The following is a 19,923-nucleotide window of genomic DNA, read 5'->3' as shown; positions in this document are numbered from 1 at the left end:
TTTATTTTAAATTTTTGTTAATATTTTTTTTAAAGTTAATTTCAAATTGTGGATAAGGAATATTAATATTATTTTCATCTAACGCTTTTTTAAATTTAGCCATTAAATCCCAATAAACTAAACTTAAATGATCAGTATTACTCCAACAACGTACGATAAAATTTAATGAATAGGGTGCTAATTCATTTAATCCTACTATAATATCTCGATCTTTGAGTACTCTATCTTCATATTCTATGACTTCTTTTAATATTTTTATTACTTTATCAATATCTGAATCGTAAGATACACTAATAATAAATTCATTTCTTCTTGCTTTTTCTCTAGAGTAATTAATTATATTTCCTGAAATTATTTTTCCATTTGGAATAACGACAATTTTTCCATCTAACGTTCTAAAAGTTGTATAAAATATATGTATATTTAGTACAGTTCCTGAAATTTTTTCTAAATTCACGTATTCTCCTGTTTTGAATGGTCTTAACATTACTAGCAGTACTCCCGCGGAAAAATTTGATAAAGAGCCTTGTAATGCTAATCCAATTGTCATTCCTGCAGCTCCTAATATTGTAATTATAGAAGTAGTTTGTATTCCAATACATCCTAATGCAGCTATAAGTGAAAAAGTAATTATGACATATTTTACTAACGAAGATAAAAAATGAGAAATAGTAGTATCGATATTTTGTGCGATGAGTATTTTATTGATTACATTAGAAATTATTTTTGATATAAACAGTCCTGATCCTATTATAATTATTGCAGAAATTATGTTTATAATATAACTAAGTAACAATTCTTGATTTCTTATTATCCAGTTTCCTGCATGATTTATATCATTCACTACATTTAGTTGAGTCATGTTTTTACTTAATAATGATTAGATAGAATTATAGATTTTTAAATATTATATAATTAGTATTATATGATATTTAAAATTAGAGAGAGTGTGATATAATTCTTCTCTAATTTTTAGTAATTTCTAATATTTAATAATGTGTTTTAAATTTTATAATAAATTGTAAGCATTTAATATATAAAATTTTTCTTTTAAATATTGAAATACAAAATTTTGAGAAAATCGTATCCATGTTCTTGGATCATAATATTTTTTATTAGGTATATTTTGATTGTTTGAATTACCTATTTGACTATGCAAATATTCTTTATTTATTTTATAAAAATTTAAAATTCCTTTCCAAGTAGCCCATTGTATATCAGTATCAATATTCATTTTAATTACTCCATAATCTATAGATTTTTTTATATCATATGTAGAAGATCCAGAACCTCCGTGAAATACAAAATTTAATGGATTATGTGGTAAATTATGTTTTGTACTTACATATTTTTGTGATTGTTTTAAAATATTTGGTTGTAAATTAATATTTCCTTTTTGATATACTCCATGTACATTTCCAAAAGATGCTGCTATGATAAATTCTGGTCCAGTTTTAGAAAGATATTCATATGCATAGTTAACTTCATTTGGTTTAGTGTATAGCAGTGATTTTTTTATTTCAGTATTATTTATTCCATCTTCTTCACCTCCTGTACATCCTAGTTCTATTTCCAATATCATATTTATTTGTTTGATTTTTTTTAAATATTTTGAACAAATATGAATATTATAATCTAGATTTTCATTAGATAAATCAATCATATGAGATGTAAATAAAGGTTTATTGTGTTTATTAAAATATTTTGTTCCTATTTTAATTAATTCATCTATCCATGGAAGTATTTTTTTGTGGCAGTGATCTGTGTGTAAAATTACTGGCACTTGATAGTTTTTTGCCATTATATGAACGTGTTGTGCTCCTGATAGTGCTCCTAAAATAGCTCGTTTGTGCTGTTTATGTTTTTCTAATCCTAACCCTGAAATAAATTCTGAACCGCCATAAGAAAATTGTATAATAACTGGACTTTTAACTATCTTAGCTGTTTCTAATACTATATTAATAGAATCTGTATTTATACAATTTATTGCTGGTATAGCAAACTTATTTTTTTTTGCTATTTCAAATAATTTTAGTGCTTCTTTCCCTGTTAACACGCCAGGTTTTATGTGATTTAAAATATTGCACATGATGAATTAAATTAACCTAATAGTAAGATAGCTTATAATTAATTAACAATTAATAGTTATATGTATAATTAATAATTAATTATTAATTTTTTGTTTTTCAAAATGTTTTTTTAGTAATTTAATTATGTTAAAGTTTTTTCCTTCTAAAAATTTTAAAAATGATCCTCCTCCTGTAGAAATATATGAAATTTTATTTTGTATTTTAAATTTTTCAATGGCAGATAATGTATCTCCACCACCTGCTATAGAGAACGCGTTACTAGAGGCAATCGCTTTAGATAATTCTTGTGTGCCTTTTCTAAAATTTTTAAATTCAAAGACACCAATTGGTCCATTCCATAAGATGGTTTTTGCTGTTTTAATTATATTTTTCATATTTATGATACTAGTATCTCCAAAATCCATAATTTCATCATTAGAATTAATATCAGATACTTTTTTTATTATAGCAAAGTTATCATTTTTTAACGTATTTTTAACTCTAGAATCGGTTGGAATAAAAATATTATAGTGTTTATTTAATAATTTAGCCTGATTTATGAACTTAGGTTCATAGAGAGATTTTCCAACATTATGATTGATAGCTATAAATGTATTCGCAATTCCTCCTCCTACTATTAAATTATCTGAAATTTTTGCTAACTCAGTTAATGTATTAAATTTTGTTGATACTTTTGCTCCTCCAACTATTGATATCATAGGTCTTTCTGGATTTTTTAAAGCTTTTTTTAAAGCTTTTAATTCTGATGTTAATAATAATCCACAACATGCAATATTAGAATACTTTATTATTCCGTTTGTAGATGATTCATCTCTATGTATAGTGCCAAAAGCATCCATAACAAATATATCACATAATGTTGCATATTTTTTAGATAAATTTGTATCATTTTTTGTTTCTCCAATATTTAACCTAACATTTTCTAATATGGCTAATTCTCCAGGTTGTATTTTAATATTATCAGTAAATTTTTTAATAAAGTATACATTAGTATCGGGTAATATTTTTTTAATATATTTAAAAATAGGAAACAATGAAAATTTTTTTTCATGTTTTCCTTCAATTGGTCTTCCTAAATGTGAAGCAACAATTACTTTAGCTTTGTTTTTAAGAGCAAATTGTATCGTTGGAAGTGATGCATGAATACGTGTATGAGATAAAATTTTTTCGTTTTGTATTGGAACGTTTAAATCTGAACGAATTAGTATTTTTTTATTTTTAAGATTAAGATCAGTAATTTTTATAGTAGGCATAATTTTTACCATGTAATTTTATTTAATAGAAATACTTAATATTGTGATTTTTATATTATAAAATTAATAATTGCTTGTGTATTGATAATTAAAAAATTTTTAAAATATCATGTTAAATATTGAATATTTAAATTAAATTGAAATATTTAAAAATTTTTAAATTATTATTTTTTTTTAAACAAAAGGAACTGATTTTTATATATTTTATTTGAATGTTAAAATTAATAATATTATTATGTATGTAACCATGATTTTATGCCATCTAAAAACATTTGAATAGATAACATTATTAAAATTAATCCCATTAATCGTTCTAAAGCATTTATTCCTTTTGATCCGAACAAACGTAAAAAAATATCAGATAGTAGTAAAATTATTACTGTTGTAATCCAAGCTATAAATAATGCTCCTACTAAATATAAAAGATTTTTAGGATGTTGGTGTGATAATAGAATTAATGTTGCTAAAAGTGATGGTCCAGCAACCAAAGGAATTGCTAAAGGTACTAAAAATGGTTCTTCTTTTTTGAGAACATCATTAGAATTTTTATTATTGTTTTCAGATTTTGGAAAAATCATTTTTATTGCTAACAAAAATAATATTATTCCTCCAGAGATAGATACTGTTTCAGCTTGTAAATTTAATACTGATAAAATTTTTTCTCCTGAAAACAGGAATAATAACATAATTAGTAGAGCAATTATCATTTCTCGAATTAATATTTTTTTTCTTCTTTTAGGTTCTAAATATTTTAATATAGACATAAATATAGGAAGATTTCCTAGAGGATCCATAATTAAAATTAACAAAGTTGTTTCAGAAATTATTTCTGTCATAGTGGATGTTTCCTAATAAATAGAATAATGATAAGTTAATATGTAATATTTATATAGTAATTAATTTAAAATATTTTATAATTTTGTAAAATTTTATGGTTTAATAGAATACTTTAATTTGTATTTAATACATAATTTTTAATTTGTATTATAATTATTTTAAATAAATTTTATGTAATATATAGTATGAATTTAATATTATGAATATATAAAAAATTTTAATATAAGTAGTGTAATAAATTAAATATAACATATAAAATACAATTGTTTTTGTGTTTTTATACAAATATATAAATTTTATTTATTATGGTGTATTACTTTAATTATTTTAAAAAAATGAATAATTTTTAATTAATTGGATATTTTATTTGATGAAAAAACGTGTTGGATTAGTTGGTTGGAGAGGTATGGTTGGTTCTGTATTAGTGGATCGTATGATTCACGAAAACGATTTTCAGTGTTTCGATCCTATTTTTTTTTCTACTTCTCAAAAATATAAAAATGGTCCAATAATTAGTGGAAAATATTTTGGTATATTACAAGACGCTTATGATATTGATATTTTAAAAGAATTAGATATTATTATTTCATGTCAAGGTAGTAATTATACGAACCAGGTATATTATAAATTACGCAATAGTGGTTGGAATGGATATTGGATAGATGCTGCATCAATATTAAGAATGAACAAAGAAGCAGTAATAGTATTAGATCCTGTTAATTATGATTTAATAAAACAATCAATTGACTTTGGTATAAAGACATTTGTAGGAGGAAATTGTACTGTAAGTTTAATGTTAATGTCTTTAGGAGGTTTATTTACAGAAAATTTAATAGAATGGATTATGGTATCAACATATCAAGCAGCTTCAGGAAGTGGTGCTAGACATATTTTAGAGTTGTTAATACAAATGGGTGTTATACATAATACTATCGCTGATGATTTAGAGAACCCTGCTAAAACTGTTTTAGACATAGAAAAAAAAGTTTCTTGGATTAGTCGTTCTATTAATTTTCCTAAAAATAATTTTGAAGTTCCTTTAGCAGGTAGTTTAATACCTTGGATTGATATAAAACAAAATAATGGACAAACTCGTGAAGAATGGAAAATTCAAGAAGAAGCGAATAAAATTTTAATGTGTAATCCAAAAATTTTAATTGATGGTTTATGTGTTCGAATTGGATCATTACGTTGTCATAGTCAATCTTTTTTTATAAAATTAAAAAAGGATATTACTATTCATGAAATTGAACAATTATTATTTAATCACAATTCTTGGATAAAAATAATTCCTAATAATAAGCGTGATTCCATTTTTGAACTCACTCCTACAGCAGTAACTGGTACTTTAAGTATACCTATTGGAAGATTAAGAAAATTAAATATGGGAAATAAATATTTATCTGCTTTTACTGTAGGTGATCAATTGTTATGGGGAGCTGCGGAGCCGTTGCGTAGAATGTTAAAAATTTTAATTTAATTTAAAATATTTTATTCACTAGCAACTATTAAAGTAATTAATAATTGTTAGTGATTTTTTTTGAAAGAAAGTTAGTAGTTTTATTATTAAGCTATATTTATTTTAAAATGAGATTGGATTTTTTTATAAGTATATTTTATAGTAAGATTATATTTTTTTATTACATTTTTTTATTAAAAATTGAAAAAATATATTTTTTGTATTTATTTTTAATAATTTATGATTTAAATATTGACAGTATTTTGGGATGTCTCGTATAGTTGATGGATCATCTGATAATATAAGTAGTGTATTTCCAAAGTTAATTTCTCTCATTTTTTTTCTTATTAACATTATTGGTTCTGGACACCGCAATTTTCTTAAATCTAAGAAATAATCTTGTTTTTTGTTCATATTTTATAAATTAAAATGAATTTTTTTTTGTATTATAAATTTTTATTATAAATATATTTTATTTTGTTTATTGATATAAAAATTTTTATATATTTTATAATTAATTAAAATAATTTAAAACAATAGATATTGAGTATTGAATTTTATTAAAGTTATTTTTATTTATAAAAATTAGAAAATTATAGGGATAATAATACTATTTTATTTTGAAATAGTTTTATCTGAAAATATCTTTAGTTTTTTTTAAAATAATTATACGTTAAATTTATTAAGCTTTATATTTTATATAAATGATATACATAGCCATCTTAAAGATTAAGATAATAAAATTTTTTTATGAACATAGTATAAAAGATAAAGTTGTTAATTGAAGCCATGCTAATTGAATATTATTATTTTTTATTTTCATTTCAATAGATACTAATAATTTAAATGCTTTATGAATAATTTTAAAATTTTTGTTTTCTGAAAAATTTATTAATGATGTATATTTATTTTTTTTAATATTTCTTTTTTTTAAGATACATACATAATTTTTTTTGTGTTCTCTTTGTATTAGTAATATTGTTAGTAAATTATTTTGTAAGATTCGTATTAATATTATAGGATTAACATTTAAATCATGTAGTCTGTTTAGAATTCTAAGTGATAGCAGTAAATTGCTATTTAATAATGCGTTTATCCATTGATGAGGATCAAAAATAGTTAAATCATCTATTACATAAGTTAGTAATTTAGTGTGAATCTTTTCGTGTGTCCATATTAATGATGTAATATTTAATATGTTATTTAAATATAAAATATTTCCTTGACAATTATTTAGAGCAAATATTTTTGCATTATTAGTTATATTTATATTTATATGTTGAATTTTATTATTAATCCAAGTAGATAATTTTTTATGATTTAGAGAATCACACAATATATATGTTCCATGTATATTTAAGTTTTCTTTTTGTATATTATTCAATATGTATTTATTTAATTTATTTATATAAATTATTAATAATACATCGATAGAAATATATTTTTTGAATTCAAATAAGAATTTTTGAATTTTTTGTATTGATAATGTTTTTTTTAAAAAAATACATATAATTTTTTTTTTAAAAAAGAAATTTTTTGATTGTATAGAAAATAATATATTTTCTAAATCAGTATTATTATCGAATTTTATTATTAATTTTTCTAGAAATCCATTTTTTTTTGCTAAATTTAGTATAATTTTTTCGCTTGTTTGAATAAGATATTCAATATCACCTATAATTAAATAGTAAAGACTTAATTTTTTAAAGAAAGATGGAAATAAATTTTCGGAATGAATTGTTTGCATAAAAGAATAGTTTTGTGTTGTTTAAAATAAAAAAACATTTTATTTAGTTAAATTGTAACTAAATTTATTATTTTATTAGGGATATAGATAACATTTTTTATAGATTCAATTTCTACATATTTCTTTATTTTTTTTTCTTTAAATACAATATTGAGTATTTTTTCTTTAGAAATATTTTTTTTTACGGATATTTTGTGTTTCATCTTTCCGTTGATTTGTATAATTATAGTATAGTGAGAATTCAATAAAATCGCTTGTTTATTTGTTTTAGGCCATGAAATAAAATCAATATTTTTGTTTTTATTGGATAGATATTTCCATATTATAAAGCTAAAATGTGGAACAAAGGGATAAAGCATTTTTATAATAGCTAATAAAGATTCTTGCATTATAGCTTGATTTTGTTCTATATTTAATGGTATAGATGTTAATTTATTTACGAATTCCATAATTTTAGAGATAGCTATATGAAATGATTGTGTTTTATTAATATTTTTTGAAACTATGTTAATAGTTTTATATAAATCGGAACGAATTTTTAGTTGTGTTATGTTTAGTTCGTTAATTTTAAGTTTAATTTTGCAATTATAGTTTTGAATATGATTATAAGAGATTTTCCATAGTTTTTTTAAAAATTTGTGTATTCCTTTTACTCCTGATTCTTTCCATTCTAAGTCTGCTTCAACTGGTGCCGCAAACATGATAAATAATCTTATTGTGTCAGCGCCATATTTTTTAATTATATTTTCTGGTTCTATGCCGTTGTTTTTTGATTTAGACATTTTTATCATGCCTTCATGAAATATTTTTTTATTATCGAAATAAAAAGATGATTTTATATTAAAATTAGTATCATATTCTATTTTTATAGATTGAGCAGAAATCCATTTTTTTTGTTTTTTTTCATTTAAATAATAAAACGCATCAGATAATACCATTCCTTGACATAGTAGTTTTTTAACTGGTTCATTAGTTTTAATTAATCCTAAATCTCTTAATACTTTATGTATAAATCTAAAATATATTAAATGCATGACAGCATGTTCAATTCCTCCAATATATTGGTCTATGGGAAGCCAATAATTAGCTAAATTTTTATCAATTATACCTGTATTAAAATTTGTACATGTAAATCTTGCATAATACCATGAAGATGCTAGAAATGTGTCTAGAGTATCAGATTCGCATATTGCTTTTTGTTTGTTAATGTAGATTGTTTTATTATTTATATTTTTTTTTGATTTTTTTTGTACTGTTAGATTTTTAGATAATAAAATTGGTAAATATTTTTCAGGTATTGGAATTATTTTTTTGTTTTGAAGAGTGGCCATAGGAATAGGAGTTCCCCAAGATCTTTGTCTAGATACTCCCCAGTCTTTTAATTTATAATAAGTAATTTTTTTACTTATTTTCATTTTTTTTAAATCTTGAATTATTTTTGATGATCCTTCTACATTATTGAAATTATCATATATTTTAGAATTAAAAAGTATTCCTTTGTACGTCATAGCAGTGTCTTTTATTTCTGGTATAGTTTTATTTGAATCTAAAATCACCGTTTTAATTTCTAAATTATATTTTATAGCAAAATTTAAATCGTTTTGATTATGTGCAGGTGTACATAACATTGCTTTAATTTCATAATTTATGGATATATAGTTAGCAATCCATATCGGTATTTTTTTTTTCGTTATTGGATGTATAGCGAATTCATTGGTATTTATTCCTATATTTTCATTGTAAATATCATTATAAATATTTATATCAAAAAATTGTTTAATGAATTGTTTAATTTTTGGATTTTTTCGAGAAATTTGTTTTGAAAATTTATGAAAAGGAGAAAGTATAATAAAAGTTACTCCCATTAAAGTATCAGGTCTTGATGTAAAAGCGAATAAAGTTTTTTTTTGGTTTAATAGTGCTAATTTTATTTTTATTCCAGTTTTTTTTCCTATCCATTTAGTCTGCATATTTTTAACTTGAATAGGCCAATCTGGTAAATTATTTAAGTCTTTTAGTAATTCTTCAGCATATTGCGTGATTTTAATGAACCATTGAGAAATTTTTTTTTTTGTTGTTTTATTATTGCAACGCCAACATAATTTGTTTATTACCTGCTCATTAGCAAGTACTGTTTTATCATGTTCACACCAATTAACCCATGATTTTTTTTTATATATAAGTTTTTTGTTATATAGTTTTATAAATAGCCATTGTTCCCATTTGTAGTACTCTGGTTTACATGTAGTTATTTCTCTATTCCAATCATAACTAAAACCTAATTTTTTTAATTGTTTTTTCATGTATTTAATATTTTCATAAGTCCATTTATCAGGTTGAGTTTGATTTTGTATAGCTGCATTTTCTGCTGGTAACCCGAATGCATCCCATCCTACAGGATGTAATACATTTTTTCCTAACATGCGCTGATATCTTGCAATAACATCGCTAATTGTATAATTTCTTACGTGCCCTATATGAAGTTTTCCAGAAGGATAAGGGATCATAGCTAAACAATAAAATTTTTTTTGTTTAGTGTTTTCAGTAACTTTAAATGTGTTGTGTTCTTTCCAAAATTTTTGAACTTGTGGCTCAATTTTATGAGGAAAATATTCCGTTTTCATTTTTTTAGTTAACCCATGTTTTATAAATTTTCATTTGAAATTAAAATTCTATCGCTTTTTAAAATCAATATTTATAATTATGTATAGTATAAAATATATTTCAATTAAAATTAAAGGGATATTTCCATATTTATAGTATGGTGTAATACCTGAGGTAGAATTTACGTTTCCATTTAATATTTTTTCTTGAAATTGTGGTATTATGTTTTTAATTGTTCCGTTTGCGTTAATAATAGCTGTAATACCAGTATTAGAACTATATAATAATGGTCTACCTAATTCTAATGCTCGCATTCTGGCTATTTGGAATTGTTGCCAGGGTTGAATAGAATTTTTAAACCAAGCATTATTTGATATTGATATTAAATAATTAACATTAGGAATAAAATTATTTCTAATTTGATTTCCGAAAGCAATTTCGTAACATATAGATGTAGAAAAATATAAGTTATTAATACTTATTGGAAATTGTATATAAGAACCTTTATTAAGTGATTTAATAGAAATATTTAGAAATATTTTAAATAAATATTTAAATAGAAAAGAGAATGGAATATATTCACCAAATGGTACTAAATGGTATTTATTGTAAATAATTTTTGTATGTTGTATATGTGATTTTTCTGTAATCATTAATATGGAATTATAGCTATATGTTTTACTATTTTTAATATAATTGTTTATACAACCAGTTATTAGTACGTTATGATTTGTTTTGATTGATTTTTTGAATAAGTTTAATATAGTTTTTCTATTAATTATAGAATTAGGAATAGAAGATTCAGGAAAAATTATTAAAGAATTTTTAATTTTATTTAGTTTTATTATATTTAAATATTTGTTTAGTATTTTTATGACGTTTTTTGTAGTTATTTGTTTTTTTGGAATTATATTTGGTTGTACTAAAGTAACATTTATTTGTTTGAGTTCATTTTTTTTATACCATGAAAATGTTGATAGTAAATGGCAAATAATTAGAATGATTATGGAAGACAATAAGTATAGTATTTTTTTTTTAATAAGAATAAATATAGTAGTTCTGATATAGTTATTAATATAACAGTAATTCCATGAATTCCCATAATTGGAGCAATATTTTTTAAAGGACTATTTATTTGACTATAACCAAATTCTAGCCATGGAAACCCAGTAAATAAGTTTTCTCTTATGTATTCTATTATTATCCACAATAACGAAGATGATATAATAAGAAAAAATTGAGATTTAAATTTAGATTGTATATATGTAATTATAATAGAAAATAGCATAGGATAGAGTGAAAGATATGCTATTAATATAAGTAATATTAGTAATGAGGTGCATGTTGGAATTTTATATAAAAATCTAAGACTTATATAAATCCAATATATTCCATTACTAAATAAACCAACGCCCCAAAAAAATCCAATTGTACTTACTTGTATATTTTTTTTTTTTGAAAAATGCAATGTTGTTTTTAATCCTATAAAAGAAATTATAGCACAAGGCCAGTATTCCCATGGAGAAAAAGATAGTACTCCGATACTTCCTGAAAAAAATGCTATTAATATTTGGAAAAATTTTATCATAGGTATATATAAAGTTTATATAAAATATTAATAATGTATATTTTTTTATTTATTTGGAATAGTCACTTGTAATAATATAATTCTTCTATTAGTTACAATATTAATTTTAAATTTAAATTTGTTAATGTTAATAACTTCTCCTTTGATAGGTAAGTGTCCAATTTTTTTCATAATTAAACCACCAATAGTATCTACTTCTTCATCATTAAAATTAGTTTGAAATTTATTATTAAATTCTTTAATAGGAGTCAATGATTTAATGACAAAGGTATATTTATCTAGTTGTCGAATGTTTAGAGTTGTTTCGTCGTATTCATCTTCAATATCTCCTACTATTAATTCGAGTATGTCTTCAATTGTAATTAATCCAGAAACAACACCGAATTCATCGATAACAATTGCCATATGATTTTTGGTTAATCTAAATTCTTTTAACATAAGATTTACATATTTACTTTCAGGAACAACTATTGTAGGTCGTAACATCTTTTTTATGTAAAAAGTAGTAGTATTATGTTTTATGAGTGGTAATAAATCTTTAGCAATTAACATGCCCTCAACATAGTTTTCATTTTGACTTATTACAGGAAATCTAGAATGTGCGGATTTGATTATTATATCTAAGCATTGATCTAAAGAATAATTTAGTTTTAAAGTAATCATTTGTGGTCTTGGAATCATAATATCTTTTATTCTTTTTTTTGTGATGTCAATCACTCCTTTTAGCATATTATAAGTATCTTGATCTATTAGTGAGTTTTCTTCAGAATCTCTTATTAATTTTAATAGTTCTTCTTTATTTTTAGGTGGTTCTTCTTGAAATATTTGACTTAATAAGATAGAAAAGAATCCTTTTTTTTCTTCTTTATTACTATTTTTGGAATTATTATTACTCATGGAATTTTAATTTCTGTTTCGTAATTAATATAGATTTTTAATCTTATGTTTATTTTGTTTAATAAATTAATTTTTTAATATTAGAATAAGGATTTTTATAATTTAAAGATTGCATGATTTTAGTTTCTAAAGATTCCATTTTTTCTCTATTCGTGATATTAGAATGTGTATATCCTAATAAGTGTAGTATGCCATGTATAATAATATGAGCCCAATGTGATTCTGTGCTTATTTTTTTTTTTATTGCTTCTCTTTCTATTACTTCTCCACAAACAATTAAGTCTCCTATATAATTAGATTTTATTATTTTATCATTAATATATGAAAATGATAGTATGTTTGTTACATTATTTTTTTTTCTAAATTTATTATTTAAGAATTTTATTTCTGATTTTTCTACCAATCTTATTAAAATTTTAATATTATCGTTTTTTGTATTTTTTAAACTGGATTGTATCCATTTGAGATATTGATGTTTTGGTGGAAAGGATGTTAGTACTTTACTGGCTGTTTGTATATTTAAAATAATTTTATTTTTCATTTTTTAGAGTTAAATTTCATTTATAAAATGAAGTGTAAATATGTTTTTGAAATAATGAATTTATATTTTTAAGATAGTAATGTTTAATTATTATTTTTTATGTACTCACCTCTTAAAGAATTAGGATTTATTTTTGTTATTGTTAAATTTATAAATTGACCAATCATTTTTTTGTTCCCTTTGAAATTTACTATTCTGTTATTTTCTGTTCGTCCAAATAATTCTTGTGAATTTTTTTTAGATGATCCTTCTACTAATACTGATTGAACACTGTCTAGCATTTTATTGTTCCAATTTATTGTATTTTTATTGATTAGTTTTTGGAGTATATATAATCTTTCTTTTTTTTCTTGTAGTGTAGTGTTATCTTCTAGTTCTGTAGCAGGTGTTCCTGGTCTCGGAGAGTAAATAAAACTATAACTCATATCAAAATTAATTTCTTGAATTATTTTTAAGGTTTTTTCGAAATCTGATGATGTTTCTCCTGGAAAACCAACAATGAAGTCTGAACTAATTTGAATATTAGGACGTGCTTTAGTAATTTTTTTTATAATTTCTTTGTATTCATTTGTAGTATGTGTTCTTTTCATTAACTTGAGTATTTTATTAGAGCCACTTTGAATAGGTAAATGAAGAAAACTAACTATTTCAGGAATTTTAGAGTATACATTAATAATATCATCTGTAAATTCAAATGGATTACTAGTTGTAAATCTTATTCTATAAATTCCTTTAATAGATGCAACTAATTTTAACAGTTCTGAAAATTTACAAATATTTCCATTAAAAGTTTTTCCTTTGTATGAGTTTACATTTTGTCCGAGTAAATGAATTTCTTTTACTCCTTTATTTGATAAATTAGATATTTCTAATAAAATATCATCTACAGGTCGACTAATTTCATGTCCTCTAGTATATGGGACTATACAAAAAGAACAAAATTTATTACATCCTTCCATAATTGATACAAAAGATGTGACTTTAGGGTTTTTAGGGTATTGTATAAAGTTGAATTTTTCTGTTAATGGAAAAGAAATATCAGTAATATGTTTTTGAGATTTTTTTATTTTTTCTATCATTTTAGGTAAATGATGTAAAGTTTGTGTGCCAAAAACTATGTCTACATAATTAGCACGTTTATATATATTTTTACCTTCTTGGGTTGCTACACAACCTCCTACAGCAATTATTAAATTTGGATTTTTTTGTTTTAATTTTTTCCATCTTCCTATTTGGTGAAATACTTTTTCTTGTGCGTTATGTCTTATAGAACAAGTGTTTAATATTAATATGTCAGCTAAGTTAGAATATTTTGTAGTTGTATATCCATGTTTTTGTTCTAATAATTGAGTTATCATGGATGAATCGTATTCGTTCATTTGACAACCCCATGTTTTTATATATATCTTATTGTTCTTCATAATATTTATTTTTAAAATAGTATATTTATAGTTATTGGTGTTTTTTAAATATATAAAATAGTTTTGTATATTTTTAAGATAAGATATGGTTTTTTATCTTTATTTTTAACAATTTATTTTAATAATTACTATGATTGTATGTTATATGTGCTATTTTTTATATAAAAGAAGCTATTTATATTATTTTTTATTCTGACAAAATTATTTTTATAATTTGTGTTTTTTTTTAGTATTGCTTGTATCCATAATTTAGAATTAGAAATATTAACTGTGGATAAAATTGAACCACAATTATAATTGTTTTTGTTATATTTTAATATAAGATTATCTCCTATTTTTGGTTTTGGATATGCATTTCCAATTAACCAGTATAATTGATATTTGTTAAGTTTTTTAAAATGTACTTTGGCTATCATTTCTTGTCCATAGAAACATCCTTTTTTTAGGTCAAGTGCATTTAATTTTTCTAGATTAAGTGATTGTGGAAAAAATTTTTTGTAAGTTATATGATTAATATTAGGAAATCCAGACATTATGTTTAATGCTAGCCAAATATTGTTATGATATATTTCATTTGTTAATTTTAATATTTTTTTTAAAATGGAATTATTTTTTTTAATAATTATTAAAAATCTATCGTAGGGTTTGTGAAATTTAAGCACAGTAATATTTTTTTCTTGATGATTAAAACTTTTTTTATCAGGCAAGTTTTTTAAAATTTTAGATAATTTTTCATTAACACAGGCTCCAATTAATCCTATTAATAATGTGTCACGGTTTTGGCATATATTTATATTAGAAAAAATAGAATATTTCTTTAGTTCATTAACTTGTAGTTTAGAAATACTTTTTTTTTGTATATATGCGTACCCTTGATCATACATAAATAGATGAAAAACACTAAGTACTTTGCCATTTATTGAGCAGTGAGCACATATTACATGCTGATTTTGTTTTAGTAAGTACAGATTATATGTAAATTGATTTTGTAAGTAACGTAAGCAATCTTTTCCAGTGATTGTTATGAAGGTCCAATCTTTTAAAAATGTTAATGTTATTTTTTTAGAATTAATTAAATCGTATATATTTTTTTTCATATAAAAGTCTTAGTTGTATCATAAATTTTCAATGATCTATAATATTAAATTATATATAGATACATAGTGAAGTTATTATTTTTATTTATCAGTTAAAATGTATTTTATAATAAATAATTTTATATTTAGTTTTTTTATTTTAGAAAATAAATTAATAAAAATTTACTATAGAATAGTATAAAGAATATTATTTATTTTTTAAATTTTTATTTATATAAGAAATTTAAAATGTAACAAGAGGTTTTTATGTTAGAAAAAAATGTAATAATTGACGATTGTATAAAAACTATGCTTAGTAGATTAATTAGTTTAAAGAGGTGTCTTTGATTATAGAAATAAAAAAGATAGATTATTAGAAATTAATTTAAAATTAGAACTTCCTAAAACTTGGAAAAATTTAAATTTAATTAAATTTCTCAATCAAGAAAGGAGTCGATTATTTTTAATAGTTGGTAAAATTGATAAAATAGATCATGACTTGAAAGAGTTATGTGATATTTTAAAGTTAGAAACATGGAATAGTGATAAAGATATATTAGGTAGTTTTTCATATGAGTTGAATAATTTAGAAAAACAAATTCATGAATTAGAAATAAATAGTATGTTTTTAAATAAAAATGATTATTTAAATTGTTATCTAGATATTCAATCTGGATCTGGTGGTATTGAAGCACAAGATTGGGCAAGTATGTTACTGCGTATGTATATACGATGGGCTGATTCAAAAGGTTTTAAAACTAATATTATTAATAAGTCATACGGTGAAATTGCTGGAATAAAATCTGTTACTGTTCAGATTTTAGGAGACTATGCTTTTGGCTGGTTTCGAACAGAAACTGGTATACATCGATTAGTGAGAAAAAGTCCTTTTAATACACATAATATGAGACATACATCTTTTTCTTCTGTATATGTTTATCCTGTTGTTGATGATTCTATTGATGTTAATATAAATATAAGTGATTTAAAAATTGATGTTTATCGTGCTTCAGGATCTGGAGGACAACACGTGAATAAAACTGAATCAGCGGTTAGAATAAAACATCTCCCTACAGGTATCGTAGTTCAATGTCAAAATGACCGGTCTCAACATAAAAATAAAGATCAAGCAATTAAACAGTTAAAATCAAAATTATATGAAAGAATACTTAATGAAAAAAAGAATAAACAAAAATTTTTAAATAAGACTAAACTAGATATAGGATGGGGAAATCAAATACGTTCATATGTATTAGATGATTCACGGATTAAAGATTTGAGGACAGGTATAGAAAATAAAAATATTCAATCGGTTTTAAATGGGGATTTAGATCTATTTATTGAATCTAGTTTAAAAAATGGATTATAATAAATTTATTTAAAAAATTTATTTTTAAATAGAAATATTTTAATTAGATAGGTAATATATTAGTATGTTAGTTAATGAAGAACTAGAAAGAATAAAAAAATTAAATTATGTAAAAAGATTAGGATATGATTTCCCGAATAATTTTAAACCTAAGGATGATTTTTTAAGTTTATTGTTAAAATATAAAGGTTGTACTCGTGAAGAATTGAATGAGTTAAATGTTTTAGTGAGTGTAGCGGGTAGAATTTTAAATAAACGTATTATGGGTAAAAGTTCTTTTTTTGTATTAAAAGATAGTGAAGGCGAAATTCAATTATATGTAAATAAAAGTAGTAGTTTTTCGGAATTGTATAGCAACGATGTAAAAAAATTGGATTTGGGTGATATTTTAGGTGTAGAAGGTATTTTATTTAAAACACGGACTGGTGAGTTATCTATTCATTGTATTAAGATAGAATTATTGACAAAAGCATTAAAACCTTTACCAAGTAAATTTCATGGATTATTAGATAAAGAAACTCGTTATAGAAAAAGATATTTAGATTTGATAAGTAATAGAAAATTATATTCTATTTTTAGAATAAGATCTTTAGTTTTTATTTATATTAGAGAATTTATGCTTAATAAAAATTTTTTAGAAGTAGAAACACCTATATTACAAAATATTCCTGGTGGCGCTTCCGCTCGTCCATTTGTTACTCATCATAATTCTTTAGAAATGAATTTATATTTAAGAATTTCTCCTGAACTATATTTAAAAAGATTAGTTATTGGAGGATTTAATCGAATTTTTGAAATTAGTAAAAGTTTTCGTAATGAAGGAATATCTACTCGTCATAATCCTGAATTTACTATGATGGAAGTATATATGGCATATTCAGATCATAATGATATGATGACATTCACTGAAGAATTATTAAGGATGTTAATAAAAAAAATTATTGGTAAATATAAAATAAAATATGATTGTGATATGATTAATTTTGAAAATAAATTTGTTAGATATTCTCTTAAAGAAGCAATATTAAAATATAATTCCAATATTAAGTTATTAGATCTAAATGATAAATCAAGAGTACAAAAAATTGCTAATCAATTAGGAATTAATGCTGACAAGGAATTAAGTATTTCAAAACTAATTATAGAAATTTTTAATAAAACGGTTGAAAAAAAATTAATTCAACCTACTTTTATTTTAGATTATCCAATAGAAGTATCTCCATTATCTCGTAGAAACGATTTTGATAAAGATATTGCTGATCGATTTGAATTATTTATTGCTGGTTATGAAATTTCCAATGGATTTTCAGAATTAAATGATTCTGACGATCAACGTAATAGGTTTTTAATGCAATTTTGTGAAAAGAATACGAATAATGTTAATAATGTAGATAATATATTTTATGATAAAGATTATATAACTGCATTAGAACATGGTTTACCGCCTACATCTGGATTAGGAATAGGAATTGATAGATTAATTATGTTATTAACTAATCAAAAAAGCATCCGTGATGTAATTTTTTTTCCTACTCTTAAACCTTCGGTGTAATTTAAAGAATTAAATTATTTATTTTATAGAATATTTATTAAATGAATATGAATGTATTTTTTTAATTTTTTAATAAATTATTTAAGTTTCAAAATAAACTTATTATTTTATAGAAGGAAAAAGTGTGTCTAACTTATTACGAAAAAAAAATATTTTCAATTTTAATGATGTTATAGATATGATTTCTAAATACGGCACACCTTTATGGATGTATAATTTTAATGTGATTTTAAAAAAAATTAAGGAATTACAGAAATTTGATACAATTCGTTTTGCACAAAAATCTTGTTCAAATATTCATATTTTAAGTTTATTAAAAAAATACAATGTTAAAATTGACGCTGTTTCGTTTGGTGAAATAAGAAGAGGATTATGTGCAGGATATGTTTCTACAATCAATCAGGACATTATTTTTACAGCTGATATAATTGATGATCAAACATTAAATGAGGTTATTAAACATGACATTTCTGTGAATGTTGGATCTATAGATATGTTAAAACAAATTGGAATAAAATCTCCTGGTCATAAAATTTGGTTAAGAATTAATCCTAAATTTGGTCATGGACATAGTAAAAAAACTAATACAGGTGGAGAAAATAGCAAGCATGGAATTTGGGATGTCAGTTCTGCATTGCCGTATATTAAGAAATATTCTCTTAAGTTATGTGGCTTGCACATGCATATTGGTTCTGGAGTAGATTATATTTATTTAGAAAAAGCATGTAAAACGATGGTAAATTATGTTTTAAAATTTAATTTAAACATACGTTCTATTTCTGCTGGAGGTGGTTTAATGATTCCTTATCGCTGTAATGATGCATCGATAGACATTAAAAAATATTTTAAGATTTGGGATAATTCTCGTAAATTGATTTCTAATTACTTAAATAGATCAATTAAATTAGAAATTGAACCAGGAAGATTTTTGGTAGCAGAATCAGGAATATTAGTATCTACAGTATATGCAATAAAAAAAACTAGCACTAAGACTTTTATTTTAATTGATGCTGGTTTTAATGATTTAATGAGACCAGTGATGTATGGAAGTTATCACTATATATCTGTCATTCCAAAAGATGGTAGATTTCTTGATGAAAATGATACTACGGATGTAGTAGTTGGCGGTCCTTTGTGTGAATCTGGTGATGTTTTTACTCAAAATGAATATGGTGATATAGAAACTAGGAAATTACCTAATGTTAAATTGGGAGATTATTTAATATTTCATGATGTTGGTGCATATGGGGCATCTATGTCTTCAATTTATAATAGTCGCCCGTTAATTCCTGAAATATTATTTAAAAATAATAAATTTCGTGTAATTAGAAGACGTCAAACAATAGAAGAATTATTAGAACTAGAAATAAATTCTTGTTAATTTTTTAATTTTAGAAATAATTTTATTAATATTTTTTTTTATTTTTCTAAAAATTAATCTAATATTTTAAATGTGAAATAAAAATTTAAAATTTTAATAGTAATTTTA

Annotated in this window: 17 protein-coding genes; 4 read left to right on the top strand and 13 right to left on the bottom strand. The window is 22.7% G+C overall.

Annotated features, from left to right (window positions below):
• Position 1: 1 nt before the first annotated feature.
• From mscS to UAR70_01960, 4 genes are all read right to left on the bottom strand, one after another.
• On the bottom strand, positions 2 to 862 hold the full coding sequence (mscS, locus tag UAR70_01975; GenBank protein XBC39628.1) for a small-conductance mechanosensitive channel MscS: 861 nt from the start codon (positions 860 to 862) through the stop codon (positions 2 to 4).
• Positions 863 to 1,009: 147 nt separating this feature from the next.
• Entirely contained in the window at positions 1,010 to 2,089 is a 1,080-nt protein-coding gene (fbaA, locus tag UAR70_01970) for a class II fructose-bisphosphate aldolase (protein ID XBC39627.1), read from the bottom strand.
• A 75-nt stretch (positions 2,090 to 2,164) separates the two neighbouring features.
• Positions 2,165 to 3,343, bottom strand: coding sequence for a phosphoglycerate kinase (locus UAR70_01965; protein ID XBC39993.1), 1,179 nt, complete (start codon positions 3,341 to 3,343; stop codon positions 2,165 to 2,167).
• Between the two features lie 233 nt (positions 3,344 to 3,576).
• Positions 3,577 to 4,179: a YhgN family NAAT transporter gene (locus tag UAR70_01960; protein XBC39626.1), complete on the bottom strand. Its 603-nt coding sequence runs from the start codon at positions 4,177 to 4,179 to the stop codon at positions 3,577 to 3,579.
• A 371-nt stretch (positions 4,180 to 4,550) separates the two neighbouring features.
• Between UAR70_01960 and asd the strand changes: the two genes are divergently transcribed.
• The gene (asd, locus tag UAR70_01955) at positions 4,551 to 5,660 is read left to right on the top strand and encodes an aspartate-semialdehyde dehydrogenase (protein ID XBC39625.1); all 1,110 of its coding nucleotides are present in this window, start codon (positions 4,551 to 4,553) and stop codon (positions 5,658 to 5,660) included.
• 147 nt (positions 5,661 to 5,807) lie between these two features.
• Here the strand turns inward: asd and tusA are convergent, their stop codons facing one another.
• From tusA to ygfZ, 9 genes are all read right to left on the bottom strand, one after another.
• The gene (gene tusA / locus UAR70_01950) at positions 5,808 to 6,053 is read right to left on the bottom strand and encodes a sulfurtransferase TusA (GenBank protein ID XBC39624.1); all 246 of its coding nucleotides are present in this window, start codon (positions 6,051 to 6,053) and stop codon (positions 5,808 to 5,810) included.
• A gap of 334 nt (positions 6,054 to 6,387) precedes the next feature.
• Complete coding sequence (gene holA, locus UAR70_01945) at positions 6,388 to 7,386, bottom strand: DNA polymerase III subunit delta (GenBank protein XBC39623.1); 999 nt, start codon at positions 7,384 to 7,386, stop codon at positions 6,388 to 6,390.
• Positions 7,387 to 7,433: 47 nt separating this feature from the next.
• Positions 7,434 to 10,010, bottom strand: coding sequence for a leucine--tRNA ligase (leuS, locus tag UAR70_01940; protein ID XBC39622.1), 2,577 nt, complete (start codon positions 10,008 to 10,010; stop codon positions 7,434 to 7,436).
• Positions 10,011 to 10,058: 48 nt separating this feature from the next.
• On the bottom strand, positions 10,059 to 11,006 hold the full coding sequence (lnt, locus tag UAR70_01935) for an apolipoprotein N-acyltransferase (GenBank protein XBC39621.1): 948 nt from the start codon (positions 11,004 to 11,006) through the stop codon (positions 10,059 to 10,061).
• On the bottom strand, positions 10,994 to 11,578 hold the full coding sequence (locus UAR70_01930; GenBank protein XBC39620.1) for a hypothetical protein: 585 nt from the start codon (positions 11,576 to 11,578) through the stop codon (positions 10,994 to 10,996). The genes lnt and UAR70_01930 overlap by 13 nt, the downstream gene beginning before the upstream one ends.
• Before the next feature lie 45 nt (positions 11,579 to 11,623).
• Positions 11,624 to 12,475, bottom strand: a complete 852-nt coding sequence (gene corC, locus UAR70_01925; GenBank protein ID XBC39619.1) for a CNNM family magnesium/cobalt transport protein CorC — start codon at positions 12,473 to 12,475, stop codon at positions 11,624 to 11,626.
• Between the two features lie 58 nt (positions 12,476 to 12,533).
• Positions 12,534 to 13,016, bottom strand: a complete 483-nt coding sequence (gene ybeY / locus UAR70_01920; protein ID XBC39618.1) for an rRNA maturation RNase YbeY — start codon at positions 13,014 to 13,016, stop codon at positions 12,534 to 12,536.
• Positions 13,017 to 13,099: 83 nt separating this feature from the next.
• Positions 13,100 to 14,437 carry a tRNA (N6-isopentenyl adenosine(37)-C2)-methylthiotransferase MiaB gene (gene miaB, locus UAR70_01915; protein XBC39617.1) on the bottom strand — a complete coding sequence of 446 codons (1,338 nt, stop codon included), beginning with the start codon at positions 14,435 to 14,437 and terminating at the stop codon, positions 13,100 to 13,102.
• Positions 14,438 to 14,565: 128 nt separating this feature from the next.
• Positions 14,566 to 15,534 (bottom strand): tRNA-modifying protein YgfZ, encoded by a 969-nt coding sequence (ygfZ, locus tag UAR70_01910; GenBank protein XBC39616.1) that lies wholly within the window; start codon positions 15,532 to 15,534, stop codon positions 14,566 to 14,568.
• Between the two features lie 246 nt (positions 15,535 to 15,780).
• On the opposite strand from ygfZ, the gene prfB reads away from it, so the two are divergent.
• The 3 genes from prfB (at position 15,781) to lysA (ending at position 19,815) form a co-directional block, all read left to right on the top strand.
• Positions 15,781 to 16,882 (top strand): peptide chain release factor 2 gene (prfB, locus tag UAR70_01905; protein XBC39615.1). Its coding sequence is split into 2 segments (ribosomal slippage): positions 15,781 to 15,846 and positions 15,848 to 16,882, totalling 1,101 coding nucleotides; the frame shifts between segments, so codons are not numbered across the junction.
• A gap of 64 nt (positions 16,883 to 16,946) precedes the next feature.
• Positions 16,947 to 18,434 (top strand): lysine--tRNA ligase, encoded by a 1,488-nt coding sequence (gene lysS, locus UAR70_01900; GenBank protein XBC39614.1) that lies wholly within the window; start codon positions 16,947 to 16,949, stop codon positions 18,432 to 18,434.
• Positions 18,435 to 18,612: 178 nt separating this feature from the next.
• The gene (lysA, locus tag UAR70_01895; GenBank protein ID XBC39992.1) at positions 18,613 to 19,815 is read left to right on the top strand and encodes a diaminopimelate decarboxylase; all 1,203 of its coding nucleotides are present in this window, start codon (positions 18,613 to 18,615) and stop codon (positions 19,813 to 19,815) included.
• Positions 19,816 to 19,923 lie beyond the last annotated feature (108 nt).

This window comes from Buchnera aphidicola (Chaetogeoica yunlongensis) (assembly GCA_039829965.1).
In the GTDB taxonomy this organism is placed as follows: Bacteria; Pseudomonadota; Gammaproteobacteria; order Enterobacterales; family Enterobacteriaceae; genus Buchnera_B; species Buchnera_B aphidicola_BA.
The sequence above is the reverse complement of the archived record's forward strand: the minus strand, read 5'-3'. Positions and strand labels throughout refer to the sequence as shown.